The sequence below is a fragment of the Klebsiella indica genome, assembly GCF_005860775.1.
GTDB classification, from domain to species: Bacteria; Pseudomonadota; Gammaproteobacteria; order Enterobacterales; family Enterobacteriaceae; genus Klebsiella; species Klebsiella indica.
The window spans coordinates 1-18,934 of sequence record NZ_VCHQ01000010.1; the positions used below are offsets into that span (position 1 = coordinate 1).

At 54.7% G+C, this 18,934-nt stretch carries 19 protein-coding genes; 14 read left to right on the forward strand and 5 right to left on the reverse strand.

Features of this window, described 5'->3' with window-relative positions; translation table 11 throughout:
• Window positions 1-774 precede the first annotated feature (774 nt).
• Window positions 775-1,977 (forward strand): serine-type D-Ala-D-Ala carboxypeptidase, encoded by a 1,203-nt coding sequence (gene dacC, locus FE839_RS08515; protein WP_138360404.1) that lies wholly within the window; start codon window positions 775-777, stop codon window positions 1,975-1,977.
• Window positions 1,978-2,012: 35 nt separating this feature from the next.
• Here the strand turns inward: dacC and deoR are convergent, their stop codons facing one another.
• The gene (deoR, locus tag FE839_RS08520) at window positions 2,013-2,771 is read right to left on the reverse strand and encodes a DNA-binding transcriptional repressor DeoR (protein ID WP_138360405.1); all 759 of its coding nucleotides are present in this window, start codon (window positions 2,769-2,771) and stop codon (window positions 2,013-2,015) included.
• Between the two features lie 125 nt (window positions 2,772-2,896).
• Entirely contained in the window at window positions 2,897-3,490 is a 594-nt protein-coding gene (gene ybjG, locus FE839_RS08525; RefSeq protein WP_138360406.1) for an undecaprenyl-diphosphate phosphatase, read from the reverse strand.
• A 315-nt stretch (window positions 3,491-3,805) separates the two neighbouring features.
• Between ybjG and FE839_RS08530 the strand changes: the two genes are divergently transcribed.
• The gene (locus FE839_RS08530; RefSeq protein WP_138360407.1) at window positions 3,806-5,041 is read left to right on the forward strand and encodes an MFS transporter; all 1,236 of its coding nucleotides are present in this window, start codon (window positions 3,806-3,808) and stop codon (window positions 5,039-5,041) included.
• 61 nt (window positions 5,042-5,102) lie between these two features.
• Here FE839_RS08530 and FE839_RS08535 read toward each other — a convergent pair whose 3' ends face one another.
• Window positions 5,103-6,305 carry an MFS transporter gene (locus FE839_RS08535; protein WP_138360408.1) on the reverse strand — a complete coding sequence of 401 codons (1,203 nt, stop codon included), beginning with the start codon at window positions 6,303-6,305 and terminating at the stop codon, window positions 5,103-5,105.
• Between the two features lie 178 nt (window positions 6,306-6,483).
• On the opposite strand from FE839_RS08535, the gene FE839_RS08540 reads away from it, so the two are divergent.
• Complete coding sequence (locus FE839_RS08540; protein WP_138360409.1) at window positions 6,484-7,026, forward strand: TetR/AcrR family transcriptional regulator; 543 nt, start codon at window positions 6,484-6,486, stop codon at window positions 7,024-7,026.
• 157 nt (window positions 7,027-7,183) lie between these two features.
• Here FE839_RS08540 and FE839_RS08545 read toward each other — a convergent pair whose 3' ends face one another.
• Window positions 7,184-8,869 (reverse strand): aspartate:alanine antiporter, encoded by a 1,686-nt coding sequence (locus FE839_RS08545; RefSeq protein WP_138360410.1) that lies wholly within the window; start codon window positions 8,867-8,869, stop codon window positions 7,184-7,186.
• Window positions 8,870-9,137: 268 nt separating this feature from the next.
• Between FE839_RS08545 and FE839_RS08550 the strand changes: the two genes are divergently transcribed.
• Window positions 9,138-9,521, forward strand: coding sequence for an inner membrane protein YbjM (locus FE839_RS08550; RefSeq protein ID WP_138360411.1), 384 nt, complete (start codon window positions 9,138-9,140; stop codon window positions 9,519-9,521).
• A gap of 3 nt (window positions 9,522-9,524) precedes the next feature.
• On the opposite strand, the gene FE839_RS08555 is transcribed toward FE839_RS08550, so the two are convergent.
• On the reverse strand, window positions 9,525-9,788 hold the full coding sequence (locus tag FE839_RS08555) for a GrxA family glutaredoxin (protein WP_004100567.1): 264 nt from the start codon (window positions 9,786-9,788) through the stop codon (window positions 9,525-9,527).
• Window positions 9,789-9,992: 204 nt separating this feature from the next.
• Here FE839_RS08555 and FE839_RS08560 point away from each other — a divergent pair, with 204 nt between their 5' ends.
• The 10 genes from FE839_RS08560 (at window position 9,993) to rlmC (ending at window position 18,865) form a co-directional block, all read left to right on the forward strand.
• Window positions 9,993-10,283 (forward strand): YbjC family protein, encoded by a 291-nt coding sequence (locus FE839_RS08560; RefSeq protein WP_138360530.1) that lies wholly within the window; start codon window positions 9,993-9,995, stop codon window positions 10,281-10,283.
• Window positions 10,267-10,989 carry a nitroreductase NfsA gene (gene nfsA, locus FE839_RS08565; protein WP_138360412.1) on the forward strand — a complete coding sequence of 241 codons (723 nt, stop codon included), beginning with the start codon at window positions 10,267-10,269 and terminating at the stop codon, window positions 10,987-10,989. The genes FE839_RS08560 and nfsA overlap by 17 nt, the downstream gene beginning before the upstream one ends.
• Window positions 10,990-11,104: 115 nt before the next feature.
• The gene (gene rimK, locus FE839_RS08570) at window positions 11,105-12,007 is read left to right on the forward strand and encodes a 30S ribosomal protein S6--L-glutamate ligase (RefSeq protein ID WP_138360413.1); all 903 of its coding nucleotides are present in this window, start codon (window positions 11,105-11,107) and stop codon (window positions 12,005-12,007) included.
• Between the two features lie 89 nt (window positions 12,008-12,096).
• On the forward strand, window positions 12,097-12,576 hold the full coding sequence (locus FE839_RS08575; protein WP_138360414.1) for a type III secretion system chaperone family protein: 480 nt from the start codon (window positions 12,097-12,099) through the stop codon (window positions 12,574-12,576).
• Between the two features lie 347 nt (window positions 12,577-12,923).
• Entirely contained in the window at window positions 12,924-14,036 is a 1,113-nt protein-coding gene (gene potF / locus FE839_RS08580; protein WP_138360415.1) for a spermidine/putrescine ABC transporter substrate-binding protein PotF, read from the forward strand.
• Window positions 14,037-14,206: 170 nt separating this feature from the next.
• On the forward strand, window positions 14,207-15,340 hold the full coding sequence (gene potG, locus FE839_RS08585) for a putrescine ABC transporter ATP-binding subunit PotG (RefSeq protein ID WP_138360416.1): 1,134 nt from the start codon (window positions 14,207-14,209) through the stop codon (window positions 15,338-15,340).
• Between the two features lie 10 nt (window positions 15,341-15,350).
• Window positions 15,351-16,304 (forward strand): putrescine ABC transporter permease PotH, encoded by a 954-nt coding sequence (gene potH, locus FE839_RS08590; protein WP_138360417.1) that lies wholly within the window; start codon window positions 15,351-15,353, stop codon window positions 16,302-16,304.
• On the forward strand, window positions 16,301-17,146 hold the full coding sequence (gene potI / locus FE839_RS08595) for a putrescine ABC transporter permease PotI (protein WP_138360418.1): 846 nt from the start codon (window positions 16,301-16,303) through the stop codon (window positions 17,144-17,146). The genes potH and potI overlap by 4 nt, the downstream gene beginning before the upstream one ends.
• A gap of 57 nt (window positions 17,147-17,203) precedes the next feature.
• Window positions 17,204-17,692 (forward strand): YbjO family protein, encoded by a 489-nt coding sequence (locus FE839_RS08600; RefSeq protein ID WP_138360419.1) that lies wholly within the window; start codon window positions 17,204-17,206, stop codon window positions 17,690-17,692.
• Between the two features lie 42 nt (window positions 17,693-17,734).
• Entirely contained in the window at window positions 17,735-18,865 is a 1,131-nt protein-coding gene (rlmC, locus tag FE839_RS08605) for a 23S rRNA (uracil(747)-C(5))-methyltransferase RlmC (protein WP_138360420.1), read from the forward strand.
• Window positions 18,866-18,934 lie beyond the last annotated feature (69 nt).

Consider the following 18,934-nt stretch of genomic DNA (forward strand, 5'->3'; position numbering starts at 1 on the left):
CGTTTCGCCCGTCCCCCTGCACCCCCGGCATTGCGCTGAAAACCTGCCGCTGCGCGGTCCGCTCCACTCCGGCTTCATCTGGCGGACCGGGCGGGACTCGACGCTACTCGTCCCATCCCTGGGACTCGCCCTTCCAGGGCCAGCGCAAGCGCTGTTCAAAATTGCTCCCGGCAATTTTGTCCCTGTCTCGACCCGCCCTCTGGCCGCCGTCCTGGCGGCCAGTCCTGGATGCGCGCCTGCGTTCTCGCCAGGTTTCCTTGATGCGCCCAACCCCCATGCGGTGAGTCCGTTATTCGTCAGGGGCTTTTCAGAGGCTGAAAATCATAAAAAAAGTTATATCCTTTATATTTCAGCCCGTAGTATCAGATCAGTAAGTGAATCAACCGAATCAGATTTTCGTTTAAACCACCGATAATGCGATTGCCACAGGCAAATAAAAAAAGACAACACCGATGATTTGCTTAAGTGAACGGCATTACTGTCTGCGTCCTGGTTGTACGCGCCGGATATGTGTATCGTTCCGGTATGACGCATCCTGGCGAGGCGAGGCCGTTCAAACGGATAGCCGTTTTGTAAGGTAACTTGAATTATTTTGCGTATTAGCCATCATGATCAAAAAATTGCTCGGTTTGCAGCAACAGGCGAGATTATTGCGTAAACTTTAGCAACTCGCTGTTTCTTTAAGGTCATTTGTACGCTGTACTCACCGATCGCAGCGGCGCGGAAGAGTGTGGCGGCATATTTTTGTTTGGAATGGATACTTGGGTGGCTCTTATGAAGCATGATGCATTTTCCCTTCGCGGCATGGTGACAGGCTGCGCGCTTTTATTTTTCGCTGCGCCTGCGCTACAGGCTGCTGAACAACTCCCTGATGCCCCATCAATTGATGCCCGCGCCTGGATCCTGATGGACTATGACAGCGGAAAAGTGCTCAGCGAAGGCAATGCCGATGAAAAACTGGACCCGGCAAGTCTGACTAAAATCATGACCAGCTACGTTGTCGGCCAGGCGTTAAAGGCGGGTAAGATTAAGTCTACCGATATGGTGACGATTGGACGCGATGCGTGGGCAACAGGAAATCCGGCGCTGCGCGGTTCTTCGGTGATGTTCCTCAAACCGGGCATGCAGGTGTCGGTGGACGATCTTAATAAGGGCGTGATCGTTCAGTCCGGTAATGACGCCTGTATCGCGATTGCTGATTATGTCGCAGGCAGCCAGGATGCGTTTATCAGCCTGATGAACGGCTATGCGAAGAAGCTGGGCCTGACTAACACCACGTTTATGACCGTACACGGCCTTGATGCGCCGGGGCAGTTCAGTACCGCCCGCGATATGGCGTTACTCACCAAAGCGATGATTCATGATGTTCCGGAAGAGTATGCTATTAACAAAGTGAAAGAGTTTACCTTCAATAAAATCCGTCAGCCGAACCGCAATCGTCTGCTGTGGAGTACTAACCTCAATGTCGATGGCGTGAAAACCGGGACAACGGCTGGCGCAGGTTATAACCTGGTCTCTTCGGCGACGCAAAACGGCATGCGCCTGATTGCCGTGGTACTGGGAACCAAAACTGACCGCATCCGTTTTAATGAATCGGAAAAGCTGTTGACCTGGGGCTTCCGGTTTTATGAGACCGTGACGCCGATTAAACCTGATGCGACCTTTATTACCCAGCGCGTCTGGTTCGGCGACAGCAATGAAGCGAAACTGGGGGCGGGCGACGCCGGTTCTATTACGTTGCCGAAAGGCCAGTTGAAAAACCTCAAGGCCAGCTACACGCTGAATGACGCGCAGCTGACAGCGCCGCTGGCTAAAGGGCAGGTTGTTGGCACGATTGACTTCAAACTTAATGATAAGACCATTGAGCAGCGGCCGCTGATTGTGATGGAAGCGGTAAAAGAAGGCGGTTTTTTCAGCCGGATGCTTGATTTCGTGCTGATGAAACTGCACGGCTGGTTTGGTGGCTGGTTCTCGTAACAGGCAGGCCGCGCCCTGCGGGGCGCGGTTAGCGATTAGTAAAGCAGGGAAATCTGTTTTTCTTTCGCCAGCGCGAGCAAATCGTCATTCGGGCAAACATCGCTGGCAATCACGTCAAACTGTGATAAATCCCCCATCCGCGCGGGCCGGACTTTAGCGAATTTACTGTGATCGACGACCAGCACGTGATAGCGGGCGTTTTTCATCGCCCAGTGTTTCACCGGCAGCTCTTCGAGGTTAAAGCAGGTTGCTCCCTGCTCGCAGTCGATACCGGCGGCGGAATAGAACGCGATATCCGGGCAAAGATGGCTTAGCGTATCCTGCAGGCTCAGTGGTTTAAAAATTGCGTTGCTGGCGTGAAATTCGCCGCCGCATAAAATTGCCCGACACTGGGGTTTTTCCTGCAAGGAAAGAAAGGTGTTGAGCGAATAGCATACCCCGGTAAAGGGCAGGGCGTTGTCAATGGCGTCAATTATCCACGGTGTGGTTGTCCCACAGTCGAAAAAAGCCATCTGATGGGCCTTAAGCAGCTTTGCCGCATGGCGGGCGGCGCGGCGTTTTTCATCCACCAGTCGCGTTTTCTGATCGCTCAGCAGGTAGTGCGTCGCGCTGCGCGGTTCCAGCACGATATAACCGCCGAGCAAAACTACCGGGCCATTGTGGCCGTTGAGATCGCGACGAATGGTCATTTCCGACACACCAAGCAGGGTTGCCGCCTCTTTCAGATGGAGTTTATCACTGCGCTTGAGTGCCTGAATAAGCTGACTGATACGTTCGTCACGACGAGTTTCCATATTCCCTCTACGCTGAAAGCGCCCTGCACAGACAGGGCGTCAGCGGCGATTTTACCTGCCGGAAAAGGGTTAGTCACGCGCAGGCGCTGGGTCCGTCCGTAAGTACCGCCTGGTCCGAAAGGCGCTTATCCGCGTACCCAGCCTTTACGAATCGGTAGCGAAAATAACAGGTGGTACAGCCGTTGCAGATGTGGGTAACACGTATTTCCCCCGCTTTGCCACAATAACTGGGCGCTCAGACAGGCACTCATCGCGGTAAGTAACCCGCCCAGCATATCCATCGGCCAGTGAACACCGAGATAAACTCTGGACCAGGCAATCGCGCAGGCCATGCCGATAAGCAATGCGCCTGACCACAGCCGATGCCAGAACATAAACGCCAGCGCGAAGGTAAAGCCGAGTGTACCGTGATTGCTTGGGAAGGAATTATTCGGCGAATGATGCAGGAAGTTATAGCCGATACCGGCGGCAAACGGACGCTGATGGGGAAAAAGAAGGCCAAATAGCCAGGAAAGCGTGAGGCTAACGGCCAGCGCCATTATCACCTTACATACCAACTGGCGCTGATTTGGCTCCCAGAACCATAAGCCGAATACCCATAATGGCATAATAATAATCAGGTCTTTGGCGATAAACGTCGCGGTTTCAATTGCCCACCAGGGGGAAGCAGGGGTTGCATTAAGTAAGGCAAACAGCGCGTAGTTAATATTTTCCAGCATACATCCAGGCTCTTTAATTCGTTAGCAACAAACCGCTCACCTTAAAAAACGGTATCGATAAGGTAAAGCAGTATTGTCTTAATTGTCAGACTGTTATGCATAAACCGGCCAGTAAGCTTCATCAACAGACCGAGGAAGGGAGTATATAGCGTGTCATTTAATTGCAACATAAACGAAATATACACAGCGGTATTTTTCTTTGCAGAGGACATCGTTATCCCGGAGGAAAAAGTTTTCATTGCTACTCACAATTCGCTATCTCCCGGGCACGACTTTCATTAAACTTTGCGCGGTTTTATTTAAATAAGAGATTTCATGCACAATTATTCGCTTGCGGGCAAACGCCTCGGACGTCAGGCGCTGCTCTTTCCGCTGTGCCTGGTGTTATATGAATTCTCCACTTATATCGGCAACGACATGATCCAGCCGGGAATGCTCTCGGTCGTGGACGCGTTTGGCGTTGGCAATGAGTGGGTGCCGACCTCAATGACTGCCTATCTGGCGGGCGGTATGTTCTTACAGTGGCTGCTGGGCCCGCTTTCGGATCGCATTGGCCGTCGTCCTGTGATGCTGACCGGCGTCGTATGGTTTATTGCGACCTGTCTGGCGACGCTGCTGGCACAAACGATTGAACAGTTCACGCTATTGCGCTTTTTGCAGGGCATCAGCCTCTGTTTCATCGGCGCGGTCGGCTATGCGGCAATTCAGGAGTCTTTTGAAGAGGCGGTTTGCATCAAGATCACCGCCCTGATGGCGAACGTCGCGCTGATTGCGCCGCTACTCGGACCGCTGGTAGGCGCCGCCTGGGTTCACTTTCTGCCGTGGGAAATGATGTTTGTCCTGTTCGCCGTGCTGGCGACGATCGCGTTCGTCGGGCTACAGCGCGCGATGCCGGAAACCGCCACACGGCAGGGCGAAAAGCTATCGGTAAAAGCGCTGGGGCGTGATTATCGCGACGTGCTGAAAAACCGACGCTTTGTCGCTGGCGCGCTGGCGACCGGTTTTGTCAGCCTGCCGCTGCTGGCATGGATCGCCCAATCGCCGGTGATTATTATCAGCGGTGAGCAGGCGACCAGCTACGAGTATGGCCTGTTGCAGGTGCCGATTTTCGGCGCGTTGATTGCCGGTAATCTGGTTCTGGCGCGCCAGACATCGCGCAAGACGGTGCGCTCGCTGATTATCCTCGGCGGCTGGCCGATTATCACCGGGCTGCTGATTTCGGCGGCGGCGACGGTGGTTTCGGCGCATGCTTATCTGTGGATGACCGCAGGGCTGAGCGTTTATGCCTTCGGTATTGGTCTGGCGAACGCCGGGCTGGTGCGCCTGACGCTCTTCGCCAGCGACATGAGCAAGGGGACGGTGTCGGCGGCAATGGGTATGCTGCAGATGCTGATTTTTACCGTAGGGATCGAAGTCAGCAAACACGCCTGGGAATTCGGCGGCAGCGGGCTATTCAGCCTGTTAAATCTGCTGAGCGGAGCGTTGTGGCTGGTGATGACGGCTTATTTCCTGAAGGATAAGCGTGTGGGCAATTCTCGCGAGCCGCAGTAATCCTCTTGTTGACCTGTTGCGATGTTGGCATCGCAACAGGCATTGTCCCCTCAGCGGCGGATTAACCATTTTCGATAACAGGTTCAGGCTGTGGCTTAGCCACCGCCCGGGCGACGATGGCCGCGATCAGCACTAATGCCAGCACCACCATCATGGCGCTGCGCAGGCCGAAGTGTTCGCCGAGGAAACCCAGCAGCGGCGGCCCGACAAGAAAGGCGAGATAGCCGGTAATCGCCACCACGCTGACGCGCTTCGGCGCATTGGGGCCGGTATCGCTGGCGGCGGAAATGGTCAACGGGAAACCCAGTGACGCGCCGAGACCCCAAAGCAATACGGAGAGACCGGCGATCCACGGACTATCGACAAAAATAATCAGGCCAATGCCCAGCGCGCCCATGATGGCGCTGGCGCGGACAACCGCGACCCGGCTGTAGCGGTCGATAAACCAGCCGCCGGTAAAACGGCCGATGGTCATCCCGAGGGTGAAACCCGCGTAAATGAGGGAGCCGGACGTTGGGCTGAAGCCGTGGCCGTCAACCATCAGCAGCGGTAGCCAGTCGTTGGCGGAGCCTTCGGCAAACGCCATCGCCAGCACGATCACGCCAATCAACAGCAACTGGATATCGCGCCATATCGGCATGCCTTTGCCTTCATGATGTGCGGCTTCCGCGGCATTTTTGCCGGTACCATCAGGAATGGCGCGAATCGCGATAGCGACAGGGGCGATAGCCGCCAGCGCCGCCAGCAGAATATGCAGCGTGGCGGGCAGGCCGAAGCCCGTCACCGCCATACCTATTCCGGCGCCAATCAGCGTGCCAAAGCTATAGAACCCATGCATCATTGGCAGGACGGTTTTCTTCATTTCACGTTCAACGGCTGCGCCTTCGACGTTAATTGCCACCTCGACGGAACCAAAGCTGGCGCCAAAGATGGCTAAGCCAGCCGCAAACAGCACGGCTGAGTTGACCCATAGCGCGGCGCTGAGCACCAGCATTCCAGCCACTGCGCAGGACATCGTGGCGCGAATGACTTTACGGGTGCCAAATCGATTAACCAGCCACGCCGAGCAGAGAATGCCGCTCATGGAGCCTATTGACAGGCCAAAGAGAACAATGCCCATCTCTGCTGTGGAGAGCGCAAGCCGATCGCGAATTGCCGGCGTGCGGGTTGCCCATGAGGCCATCAACAATCCGGGAATAAAAAAGAAGGTGAATAGCGCCCACAGCCGTAGCTGGAGGGCTCTACGGGAGGTTTGCGCTGTCATCCGTAAATGCCTGTGAGTAAAGAGATGGCGACAACAGTAGCAAATTTGTGTACATTTGTACATAAATCTGATTTACCGCTGACCGTCTTTCCGTGACCGTAGCGTGTTGATTTACCCTGAGGAATTTTTTAAACGCGCCGCGTGACTGAGCGTTTATTTGCATGAAAGAGGAAAATTGATGGCCCGTCGACCGAACGATCCGCAGCGCCGGGAGCGCATATTACAGGCGACGCTGGACACTATCGCTATCCACGGCATCCATGCGGTAACCCACCGGAAAATCGCCACATGCGCCGGTGTGCCCTTGGGCTCGCTGACGTACTATTTCAGCGGTATTGAGGCACTGGTCGAAGAAGCGTTCCGTCTGTTTACTGACCAGATGATGGCGCAGTATCAGCAGTTTTTTGTCGCTGTCAGTACCCGCGAGCAGGCATGTGACGCTATTGCCGGGATGATTTTCAGCGCTCAGGTCACCACTGCGCGCAATATGAAATTGATGTACCAGCTTTATGCATTTTGCAGCAGCCAGCCAACGTTAAAAGCGGTGATGCAGAACTGGATGCTACGGAGTCAGAAAACCCTGGAGCAGTGGTTTGAACCGGCAACGGCCCGCGGGCTGGATGCCTTTATCGAGGGGATGACGCTGCACTTTGTGACCGACAGCGCGCCGCTTTCAAAAGAGGCGATTCGCCTGATGGTGGGCAGACTGGCGGGGGAGTGAGCGGGGCGCAGAAAACAAAAAACCCATCAACCTTGAACCAAATTGGCGGGGTTGATGGGCTCCACAAAATGGGGACATCAAAGAAAAGCAGTGGCACTACTTATGACTGATGCCGTGAAAAAAAGTTCTGCGTATGTGCGTTTTTTTTCTGAAAAATTTACCGCAACCCAGGCCAGATGATGACAATCAGCGTACCCGCCAGGGTTAGCAGCACGTTAGCGATGGCATAGGTTCCGGCGTATCCCAGCGCGGGAATGTTGCTGCGTGCGGTATCGCTGATGATTTCCATCGCCGGAGCGCAGGTACGGGCGCCCATCATTGCGCCGAAGAGCATCGCACGGTTCATTCGCAAAATATACGCGCCGAACAGGAAGCAGATCACGACCGGCACCAGACTGACGATAAGCCCGGCTGCCAGCATCTGGCCGCCGACGGCGCCAAGACCGTTGTTAATCCCCGCACCGGCGCTGAGGCCGACCCCGGCCATAAACACCATTAGCCCGAACTCTTTCACCATATTCAGCGCGCCCTGAGGGATATAGCCGAACGTCGGGTGGTTAGCACGCAGGAAGCCGAGCATAATCCCGGCAAACAGCAGACCGGCAGCATTCCCGATACCGAAGCTAAATGAGCTGAACTGGAAGGTGATCATGCCGATCATCAGGCCAACGATAAAGAAAGCGCAGAAGGCGAGCAGGTCGGTCACCTGGCTGTGAATGGAGATAAAGCCGATACGGTCCGCCACGGTTTTAACGCGACGGGCATCGCCGCTGACCTGTAAAACATCGCCCTTATTGAGCACCACGTTATCGTCAATCGGCATTTCGATCTGGCTGCGAATAACCCGGTTTAAGAAGCAACCGTGATCGGTAAGTTTCAGTTGTGCCAGCCGACGACCGACGGCGTTGTGGTTTTTTACCACGATCTCTTCGGTGACGATACGCATATCCAGCAGGTCGCGGTCGAAGACCTCTTTGCCGTTACGAAAGCTGGGATCGAGACGGGCATGGGCGTCCGGATAGCCCACCAGCGCAATATCATCGCCCATTTGCAGCACCGCATCGCCGTCCGGGTTGGCCAGAATGCCGTTACGGCGAATACGCTCGATATAGCAGCCGGTCTGGCGGTAAATACCCAGTTCGCGCAGATTTTTACCATCAGCCCATGCCACCAGTTCCGGGCCGACGCGATAGGCGCGGATCACCGGCAGATAGACCTTGCGCCGGGAGTCGGTATCAAGACCACGCTCACGGGCGATTTGCTGGGCGCTGGTTTGCAAATCCTGATGCTGCAATTTCGGCATATAGCGCGCGCCGACGATCAGGCTCACCAGGCCGATCAGATAGGTCAGGGCATAGCCGAGGCTGAGATGATCGAGCGAGACGGCAAGCTGGTCGCGGGCCATGCCGAAGTGGCGTAGCGTATCCCCGGCGCCAACCAGCACCGGCGTTGAGGTCATGGCGCCGGCCAGCATGCCGGCCGTCAGACCGATATCCCAGCCAAATAACTTGCCCAGCCCCATGGCGATCAGCATGGCGCTGCCCACCATGACCAGCGCGAGCATCAGGTAATTTTTGCCATCGCGAAAAAAAATAGAAAAAAAGTTGGGGCCTGCTTCGACGCCAACACAAAAAATAAACAGCATAAAGCCGAGATTCAGGGCATCAGTGTTAATTGTGAAATGCTGCTGGCCTAATAATAGGGAAACGACTAAAACGCCAATAGAATTACCAAGTTGTACCGGCCCGAGACGCAGTTTCCCGAGGCAGAGACCTAATGCAAGCACAACGAACAGTAACAGGATGTAATTCCCGTTTAACAAATCTGCGACGTTTATATTCACGAAAGCCAACTTCTCATTTACTAGTAAGCTATTGAAGAAAATGGTTATTTTATCTAAGGTTGATCCAGTGTTCTTGTTGTCCTGAACGCTATTCTGGCATCCCAATTATAACCAGTAAAATATAGCCGCTAGTTTAATCTTTCCTGGGGACTGCGGCTAGTCACAATCGTTTTTGCATCTACAGGATCTTATATTGGCAGGAATTGCCAGAATCTTTATCTGACTGGACGAAGTGGACGTTAGCTAGAGGTAAAATCAGGAGGATGTGGTGAAAGCTGAGCGTGCCTGGGCGGGTATTATCTGCGGGTTCTTTCTATTTATCGTGGTCTGTTTGTCATTGCTGTTTTATATGAAAGGCGCCTTTCCGACGACCGGGAATCCGGAGTTCGGGCTGCTGTTTTTTTTACTGCCCGGCGCGGTGGCAAGCGGCCTCTCTCCAGGGCAGCGGGTACTTTACCCGCTGCTCGGGGCGATACTGGCTGTTCCTGTCTGTCTGACGGTAATGCGGCTTTTCTTTGTAACTCAGCGCTCTGTCTGGCAGGAACTGGCGTGGCTGTTCAGCGCGGTATTCTGGTGTGCGCTGGGCGCCCTCTGTTTCTTGTTTATTTGCGCCTGGCTGAGTACCAGACGCAGGCACTCGTCAGAAGAGTGAGTCTCAGGCAAACAGGCCGAGATTCTCCTTCGCCCAGGCTTCAAAATCGGTGCAGCCGCCGATGTGTTTCTGGTCGACAAAAATCTGCGGTACCGTTTCAACCGGTTTTCCCACAGTTTTTTCCAGATCGGCTTTGCTGATGCCTTCGGCGTGAATATCAATGTAACGATAGTTAAAATCATCGCGCTCATTGCTCAGTTTTTCTGCCAGCTCTTTGGCGCGAACGCAATACGGGCAACCGGGACGGCCAAAAATGACGGTAAACATAGTCTCTCTCCTTTATTCTCTGCCTGATGGCGAATGGCGCGTATCATGCCGTGTTATGCCGGTGAGGGAAAGAAGGTTCTGCCTTTTGCTTTGATGGCTTATGCTTATGTTTGATAAATATTTTGCTGATGAAACCGCTATACTGGCCCGACAGGCGCGTCGTATTCGCGTGATAATGCGAACTATCTGGATCGGAGGAGCATGATGCGATCGCCCGCACTATTGCCAAAACGTGTTCTGGTCATTGAGATTATCGGCGTAGCGCTGTTGACCCTGGCCTGGCTTTCGCTTAATCAATACGTCAGCCTGCCAGCGCCGCTCGCCAGTCCAACGGCGGCGCTGTTGATGATTTTTGCCGGGGTTTTGCTGATGCTTCCGGCTGCCGTGGCGCTAACGTGGCGGCTGGCGAAAATTATCGCTCCGCAGTTGACGCAAACGAAAAATACACCTTCATCATTGCCTGACAGAGAAAAACGAGATGACGCCAACCATTGAGCTGCTATGTAGCCACCGTTCCATTCGCCATTTTACCGACGCGCCGATCAGCGACGAACAACGCGCGGCGATTATTGCCAGCGCGCAGAGCGCATCCAGTTCCAGTTTTTTACAATGTACCTCAATTATTCGCATCACCGATCCTGAGATGCGCCAACAACTGGTGCCGATGAGCGGTGGCCAGCAGCACGTGGCGCAGGCCGCGGAATTTTGGGTCTTTTGCGCTGATTTTAATCGCCATCTGCAAATCTGTCCGGATGCCCAACTGGGGCGGGCGGAACAACTGCTACTGGGGTGCGTCGATACGGCGATGCTGGCGCAGAATGCGCTGGTGGCCGCGGAATCCCTGGGGTTAGGCGGGGTCTATATCGGCGGATTGCGTAACAATATCGACGCGGTGAGCCAACTGCTGGCGCTTCCGCTGCATGTGCTGCCGTTGTTTGGTCTGTGCCTTGGCTGGCCCGCCGATAATCCGGATGTGAAACCGCGTATGCCGCCGACGATGCTGGTACATGAAAATCACTATCAGCCGCTGGACGAGAGCGCTCTCGCGGAATATGACGAGCAGATGGCGCAATATTATCTTTCACGCGGAAGCAATACGCGTCGCGATACCTGGAGCGAGCATATCCGCCGGACTATCGTGAAAGAGAGCCGTCCGTTTATTCTGCAATATCTGCATAAGCAGGGATGGGCGACGCGTTGATTACGTGTAAACTGCGTCCCGTCTGACACAAGGAAATAGCGCCAGGTCAGCGCTAATTGATAATGTTGTTTGCTACCAGGGCCCGCCAGCGCGGGTCTTTTTGCAGAGGTGCAGGGTGAAAATAGCCATATTATCCCGGGACGGGACGCTTTATTCATGTCGTCGCCTGCGCGAAGCCGCGCAAAAACGTGGTCACAAAGTGGAAATCCTCGATCCACTTTCCTGCTATATGAACGTCAGTCCGGTAGCGTCATCAATTCACTACAAAGGACGCCAGCTCCCGCATTTTGATGCGGTTATCCCGCGTATCGGTTCGGCGATCACTTATTACGGCACTGCCGCGCTGCGCCAGTTTGAGCTGCTGGGCAGTTATCCGTTAAATGAATCGGTCGCCATTACTCGTGCGCGGGATAAGCTGCGTTCGCTCCAGCTGCTGGCGCGTCAGGGGATTGACCTGCCGCTTACCGGAATTGCCCATTCGCCGGACGATACCAGCGATCTGATCGCGATGGTGGGCGGCGCGCCGCTGGTGGTTAAGCTCGTGGAAGGGACGCAGGGGATCGGCGTGGTGCTGGCCGAAACGCGTCAGGCGGCAGAGAGCGTCATTGATGCTTTTCGCGGCCTGAACGCACATATTCTGGTGCAGGAGTATATCGCTGAGGCGAAAGGCCGGGATGTGCGCTGTCTGGTGGTGGGGAATGATGTGGTGGCGGCGATTGAGCGGCGGGCGAAGGAGGGGGATTTTCGCTCCAATCTGCATCGCGGCGGTCAGGCCACGGTGGCGAGCATTAGCGAACAGGAGCGCGAGATGGCCATTAAAGCGACGCAAACATTGGGTCTGGATGTTGCGGGCGTCGATATTCTGCGCGCGACGCGCGGCCCGCTGGTGATGGAGGTTAATGCCTCTCCTGGTCTGGAGGGGGTGGAAACCACCACGGGAGTGGATATCGCGGGGAAAATGATCGCCTGGATCGAACGTCAGGCCAGGCCCGGATTTTGTCTTAAAATGGGGGGATAATCCCCTTTCTCGACGCTGTCGTGGTATATGGCGCATTTTTTGCGTAAGCTATGGCGTCGCATTTTCAACTGTAAGAGGTCACAGGTCATATGGATTCACTGGTCGTTCCGGGTCTTGATACGTTACGTCAATGGCTCGACGAATTGGGCATCAGCTTTTTTGAGTGTGATTCCTGCCAGGCATTGCACCTGCCGCATATGCAAAATTTCGAAGGCATTTTTGATGCCAAACTTGACCTGGTTGACAATGTGGTACTGTTTTCTGCGCTGGCTGAGGTTAAACCCTCCGCGCTACTGCCGCTCTCTGCCGATCTTTCAGCGATTAACGCCAGCTCGTTAACCGTGAAAGCTTTCCTCGATATTCAGGATGATAATCTGCCTAAACTGGTTGTGTGCCAGGCGTTGAGCGTCGGTGTTGGCGTCACGCTCAATCAGTTTGCCTGGTTTTTCCGCCAGAGTGAGGAGCAAATTTCGATGGTTATTCTCGAAGCCAGCGCGAATCAGATGCTGTATAAGAGTGAGGAAGACGAACCGGTGACTGAAAATATTCAGTACCATTTTCTTCACTAAGCCCCGGGAAATAGAGCGCAGCCGCTGCCATAGCCGCTGCGTATTAGCCATTTTTATTCTGCCAATTCCCTTTCTTTAAAGCATTTTTCACCGCCATCTTGCCAGTTTCGGTTTATCACGTAGACCGTTATGGCATAAAAAATTGATAAAAGGCGTTTTTTTACCTGGGCTATAGCCTCTTATTCTGGCTACAGTTATTCTGACGCTGCTTCCCGTTGCGGGCAACCATCCCGGGAGAGAACCTCTCTTCTTTTTCTTAGGCAATAAAAACATGCATGATTATTGCATGTGGACACGTGCGTATATTAAGTCCGTTGGCTAACGGGCATTGAGAAGGAATAATAAATATGACCGCCTTTGGTAAAAAATGGTTAACAGGCCTGGTGACGGGCGCGCTGATGGCCGTCTCGGCCGGTTCGCTCGCAGCGGAACAAAAAACACTGCATGTTTATAACTGGTCTGATTATATTGCGCCGGATACGGTGGCAAATTTTGAAAAAGAGACCGGTATTAAAGTGGTGTATGACGTTTTTGACTCCAATGAAGTGCTGGAGGGCAAATTAATGGCGGGCAGCACCGGTTTTGATCTGGTGGTGCCGTCGGCGAGTTTCCTTGAGCGTCAACTGGCGGCAGGCGTTTTTCAGCCTCTGGACAAAAGTAAACTCCCCAACTGGAAGAACCTCGATCCTGATGTGCTGAAGCTGGTGGCCAAGCATGATCCGGGTAATAAATACGCAATGCCGTACCTGTGGGCGACCACCGGGATTGGCTACAACATCGATAAAGTTAAAGCCGTACTGGGCAAAGATGCGCCTCTGGACAGCTGGGATCTGGTGCTGAAACCGGAAAATCTGGAAAAACTGAAAAGCTGCGGCGTTTCGTTCCTTGATGCACCGGAAGAGATTTTCGCCACCGTGCTGAACTACCTCGGTAAAGATCCTAACAGCAGTAAAGCCAGCGACTACACAGGCCCGGCGACTGACCTGTTGCTGAAGCTGCGTCCGAATATCCGCTATTTCCACTCCTCACAGTACATTAACGACCTGGCCAACGGCGACATCTGCGTTGCTATCGGCTGGGCGGGCGATGTGTGGCAGGCGGCGAACCGGGCGAAAGAAGCGAAGAACGGGGTCAACGTCACCTACTTTATTCCGAAAGAGGGGGCGCTGGCGTTCTTTGATGTTTTCGCGATGCCTGCGGATGCAAAAAATAAAGATGAGGCTTATCAGTTCCTCAATTATCTGATGCGCCCGGATGTTATCGCTCATATCAGCGATCACGTCTATTATGCCAACGGTAACAAGGCCTCGCTTCCGCTGGTCAGTAAAGAGATTCGCGACAATCCGGCAATTTATCCACCGGCGGACGTCTTCGCTAAGCTGTTTACGCTAAAAGTTCAGGATCCGAAAATCGACCGGGTGCGTACTCGCGCCTGGACGAAAGTAAAAAGCGGAAAATAAGACTGGAGGGCCCGGTTCGCCGGGCCTAAAAGGATCAACTCAGCGGGAACATTACCGTGCACCCGACGAGTGCGCGCCCCTAAATGGTGCAACTGCACTAACAAGCAACAAGGACTTTGTATGGCAACCGGGCCATGCCGTGGTTTTGATTTTTGCCGGAGAGCACTCACGTGAATGACGCAATCCCTCGCCCGCAGGCGAAGGCCCCTAAAGCGCTGACCCCGCTACTGGAAATCCGTAATTTAACCAAGTCTTTCGATGGGCAGCATGCCGTCGATGATGTCAGTCTTACCATTTATAAAGGCGAAATTTTTGCCCTGCTGGGCGCGTCCGGCTGCGGTAAATCAACCCTGCTGCGCATGCTGGCGGGATTTGAGCAGCCGACTGCCGGGCAGATTGTGCTGGATGGCGTGGATCTGGCACGGGTGCCGCCATATCAGCGTCCCATCAACATGATGTTTCAATCCTACGCGCTGTTTCCTCATATGACGGTAGAGCAAAATATCGCTTTTGGGCTTAAACAGGACAGGCTGCCGAAAGCCGAAATCACCAGCAGAGTGCAGGAGATGCTGGCGCTGGTGCATATGCAGGAGTTCGCGAAGCGTAAGCCGCATCAGCTCTCCGGCGGCCAGCGTCAACGGGTGGCGCTGGCCCGCAGTCTGGCGAAAAGGCCGAAGCTGCTGTTACTTGATGAGCCGATGGGGGCGCTGGATAAAAAGCTGCGCGATCGGATGCAACTGGAAGTGGTCGATATTCTTGAGCGTGTCGGCGTGACCTGCGTGATGGTTACCCACGATCAGGAGGAGGCGATGACGATGGCAGGGCGTATTGCCATTATGAATCGCGGCAAGTTTGTGCAAATCGGCGAGCCGGAGGAAATTTATGAGCACCCGACTACCCGCTACAGCGCGGAGTTTATCGGTTCGGTCAATGTCTTTGAAGGTCTGGTGAAAGAACGTCAGGACGATGGTCTGGTGCTGGATTCGCCGGGGCTGACGCATCCGTTGAAGGTGGATCCGGACGCTGCCGTGGTCGATAACGTACCGGTGTGGGTCGCCCTGCGTCCGGAGAAAATCATGCTCTGTGAAGCGCCGCCCGCCGATGGCTACAACTTTGCGCTGGGCGAGGTTATCCATATTGCCTATCTTGGCGACCTGTCTATCTATCATGTTCGCCTGAAAAGCGGGCAGATGATCAGCGCGCAGTTGCAGAATGAACATCGTTATCGTAAAGGGGCGCCGACCTGGGGGGATGAGGTCCGCTTGTGCTGGGATGCGGATAGCTGCGTCGTGCTGACGGTGTAAGGAGAGGGTGATGAGTACATTAGAACCCCCGTCAGGTGTGAAAAAACCGGGCGGTTTCGCGCTGTGGCTGGCGCGTCTGCAGATGGCCCATGGGCGCAAGCTGGTTATCGCGCTTCCCTACGTGTGGTTGATTCTGCTGTTCCTGCTGCCGTTCCTGATTGTTTTTAAAATCAGCCTCGCGGAGATGGCGCGGGCGATCCCACCGTATACCGATCTTCTGGAGTGGGCGGATGGTCAACTGACGCTGACGCTAAATCTCGGTAATTTCCTGCAGCTCACCGACGATCCGCTCTATTTTGAAGCGTATCTGCAGTCGCTGCAGGTGGCGGGGATCTCGACGTTCTGCTGTTTACTGCTGGGCTACCCGCTGGCATGGGCGGTGGCGCACAGTAAGCCGTCAACGCGCAATATCCTGCTGCTGCTGGTTATCCTGCCATCGTGGACGTCGTTTCTGATCCGCGTGTATGCCTGGATGGGGTTACTGAAAAGTAACGGTGTGCTGAATAATTTCCTCCTGTGGCTGGGGGTTATCGATCAGCCGCTGGAGATCCTGCATACCAATCTGGCGGTCTATATCGGGATTGTGTACGCCTATCTGCCGTTTATGGTGCTGCCAATTTATACCGCGCTCAGCCGCATCGATTACTCCCTGGTCGAGGCGTCTCTCGATCTGGGGGCCCGACCGCTGAAAACCTTCTTCCAGGTGATTGTGCCGCTGACCAAAGGCGGCATTATCGCCGGGTCGATGCTGGTATTTATTCCGGCGGTCGGGGAGTTTGTTATCCCGGAACTGTTGGGTGGGCCGGACAGCATTATGATTGGCCGCGTGCTGTGGCAGGAGTTCTTTAACAACCGCGACTGGCCGGTAGCGTCTGCGGTGGCGATAGTGATGCTATTGCTGCTGATCGTACCGATCATGTGGTTCCACAAACATCAGCAAAAGCAGATGGGAGAACATGGATGAATCATTTGCCGGTAGTGCGTTCGCCGTGGCGAATTTTAATTCTGGTGCTTGGTTTTACCTTTCTGTATGCGCCGATGCTGATGCTGGTCATTTACTCATTTAACAGTTCAAAGCTGGTGACGGTATGGGCCGGGTGGTCGACGCGCTGGTATTACGAACTGTTCCATGATGACGCGATGATCAGCGCGGTTGGTTTAAGCCTGACGATTGCCGCGTGCGCCGCCACCGCGGCGGTGATCCTCGGTACCATTGCCGCCGTGATGATGGTGCGTTTTGGCCGCTTCCGGGGTTCCAACGGCTTTGCTTTTATGATCACCGCGCCGCTGGTGATGCCCGATGTGATCACCGGCCTGTCGTTGCTGCTGCTGTTTGTTTCACTGGGGCACGCCATCGGCTGGCCCTCTGAACGCGGAATGCTCACCATCTGGCTGGCGCATGTCACCTTCTGCACCGCTTACGTCGCGGTGGTGATTTCATCGCGTCTGCGCGAACTGGATCGTTCTATTGAAGAGGCGGCGATGGATCTGGGCGCCGCGCCCCTGAAGGTTTTTTTCGTTATTACGCTGCCGATGATTATGCCAGCGGTGATTTCCGGCTGGCTGCTGGCGTTTACCTTGTCGCTGGACGACCTGGTGATTGCCAGCTTTGTTTCCGGGCCGGGGGCGACAACCTTGCCGATGCTGGTTTTTTCCAGCGTACGTATGGGGGTCAATCCGGAGATTAACGCCCTGGCGACCATCATCCTTGGTGTCGTCGGTGTTGTTGGTTTTATCGCCTGGTATGTGATGGCCCGCGCGGAAAAACAGCGGGTGCGCGATATCCAGCGTGCAAGACGCGGCTGAACCGCCTAAAATCTGCAGTAGAGTTAACATCGGCGCCGTCTTTGCGGCGCCGTTTTCATGGAAGACTTTACGTTGGGATTGTTTACTAAAACGCGAGCATCTCATGCTCGTCTTAACGTACCTGTGCTGGTGCAGGTGGTCGCTTTCGCCATTATTCTGATCCGTGGTGTGGATTTACTGATGATCTTCAATCAGCTAGGTGTTGAGGGCATCGTTGAATTTGTCCATCGCAGCGTACAGACATGGGCGTTGACGCTGGTTTTCTTCTCGAGCCTGGTGCTGGTGTTTGTTGAGCTCTGGTGCGCATTTTCGCTGGTGAAAGGGAGCAACCGGGCGCGTTGGATCTATCTGTTCACCCAGGTTATGGTGATCGGCTACCTGTGGGCGGCATCGCTGGGCTACGGTTACCCCGAGTTGTTTAGCATCGCCGGAGAATCGAAGCGCGAAATATTGCGTTCTCTGATACTGCAAAAATCACCGGAGCTGTTGATGCTGGCGCTTCTGTTTATTCCTGCGCCGTGCCGACGCTTTTTCCGCTTACAGTAACGGTGATACAATCCCCGCCCCTGTTTTTTTGAAGGTTTTGTTATGCACTGCGCACTTTATGACGCCGGCCGTTGTCGCTCCTGTCAATGGCTGGAACTGCCGGTATCCCAACAGCTTGCCGATAAAATGGCCGACCTGCATACGCTGTTGGCGGATACGCCGGTAGCGCACTGGTGCGCGCCAGTCTGCGGCCCGGAAAGCGGGTTTCGCAACAAAGCGAAAATGGTGGTTAGCGGTAGCGTTGAGCGTCCGCTGCTTGGGATGCTGCACCGTGATGGCGCAGCGGAAGATCTCACCGATTGTCCGTTATACCCCGCGAGCTTCGCCCCGGTGTTTACCGCCCTCAAGCCGTTTATCGCCCGCGCCGGGTTAACGCCCTATAACGTCGCCCGCAGGCGCGGCGAGCTAAAATATCTTCTGCTTAGCGAAAGCCAGCGGGATGGCGGCATGATGCTGCGTTTTGTCCTGCGTTCAGAGAGCAAACTCGCCCAGTTGCGCGCTGCCCTGCCGGAACTGCGGGCGCAACTGCCGCAGCTCAAAGTGATCACCGCCAATATTCAGCCGGTACATATGGCGATCATGGAGGGAGAGCAGGAGATCTTCCTGACCGACCAACAGGCGCTGGCGGAAAATTTTAATGGCGTGCCGCTGTGGATCCGTCCGCAAAGCTTCTTTCAGACTAACCCGGTGGTTGCCAGCCAGCTGTATGCCACCGCCCGTGACTGGGTGCGCCAACTGCCGGTTAAGCATATGTGGGATCTGTTTTGCGGCGTAGGAGGCTTTGGCCTGCACTGCGCCACGCCGCAAATGCGCCTGACCGGCATTGAAATCGCTCCCGAGGCCATTGCCTGTGCGAAGCAGTCGGCAGCGGAACTCGGGCTGCATAATCTGCATTTCCAGGCGCTTGATTCGACGCAGTTCGCCACCGGCAAAGGGGAGGTTCCCGAACTGGTGCTGGTGAATCCACCGCGACGCGGTATCGGCGAGGAGCTGTGCGCCTGGTTAAGCCGCATGGCGCCTGCTTATATTATCTACTCCAGTTGTAACGCCCGGACGATGGCGAAAGATATCGCTCAACTGGACGGGTATCAAATTGCGCGTATTCAGTTGTTCGATATGTTCCCTCACACCGCCCACTACGAAGTGTTGACTCTGCTGGTTCGCGAAATATAAATAAAATGTGAATTTTTCTGGCGGCGAAGATCGGGTAAACCTGGTTAAGCGAAATCTAACAATAGCGGA

What these genes read in the sequence shown, in the direction of transcription:
- dacC (WP_138360404.1), top strand. Translation starts at nt 775, where the DNA reads ATGAAGCATGATGCATTTTCCCTTCGCGGCATGGTGACAGGCTGCGCG.
- FE839_RS08530 (WP_138360407.1), top strand. Translation starts at nt 3,806, where the DNA reads ATGCACAATTATTCGCTTGCGGGCAAACGCCTCGGACGTCAGGCGCTG.
- ybjG (WP_138360406.1), bottom strand. Translation starts at nt 3,490, where the DNA reads ATGCTGGAAAATATTAACTACGCGCTGTTTGCCTTACTTAATGCAACC.
- nfsA (WP_138360412.1), top strand. Translation starts at nt 10,267, where the DNA reads ATGACGCCAACCATTGAGCTGCTATGTAGCCACCGTTCCATTCGCCAT.
- rlmC (WP_138360420.1), top strand. Translation starts at nt 17,735, where the DNA reads ATGCACTGCGCACTTTATGACGCCGGCCGTTGTCGCTCCTGTCAATGG.
- FE839_RS08535 (WP_138360408.1), bottom strand. Translation starts at nt 6,305, where the DNA reads ATGACAGCGCAAACCTCCCGTAGAGCCCTCCAGCTACGGCTGTGGGCG.
- FE839_RS08575 (WP_138360414.1), top strand. Translation starts at nt 12,097, where the DNA reads ATGGATTCACTGGTCGTTCCGGGTCTTGATACGTTACGTCAATGGCTC.
- potH (WP_138360417.1), top strand. Translation starts at nt 15,351, where the DNA reads ATGAGTACATTAGAACCCCCGTCAGGTGTGAAAAAACCGGGCGGTTTC.
- FE839_RS08540 (WP_138360409.1), top strand. Translation starts at nt 6,484, where the DNA reads ATGGCCCGTCGACCGAACGATCCGCAGCGCCGGGAGCGCATATTACAG.
- potI (WP_138360418.1), top strand. Translation starts at nt 16,301, where the DNA reads ATGAATCATTTGCCGGTAGTGCGTTCGCCGTGGCGAATTTTAATTCTG.
- FE839_RS08560 (WP_138360530.1), top strand. Translation starts at nt 9,993, where the DNA reads ATGCGATCGCCCGCACTATTGCCAAAACGTGTTCTGGTCATTGAGATT.
- FE839_RS08555 (WP_004100567.1), bottom strand. Translation starts at nt 9,788, where the DNA reads ATGTTTACCGTCATTTTTGGCCGTCCCGGTTGCCCGTATTGCGTTCGC.
- potF (WP_138360415.1), top strand. Translation starts at nt 12,924, where the DNA reads ATGACCGCCTTTGGTAAAAAATGGTTAACAGGCCTGGTGACGGGCGCG.
- FE839_RS08600 (WP_138360419.1), top strand. Translation starts at nt 17,204, where the DNA reads ATGGAAGACTTTACGTTGGGATTGTTTACTAAAACGCGAGCATCTCAT.
- deoR (WP_138360405.1), bottom strand. Translation starts at nt 2,771, where the DNA reads ATGGAAACTCGTCGTGACGAACGTATCAGTCAGCTTATTCAGGCACTC.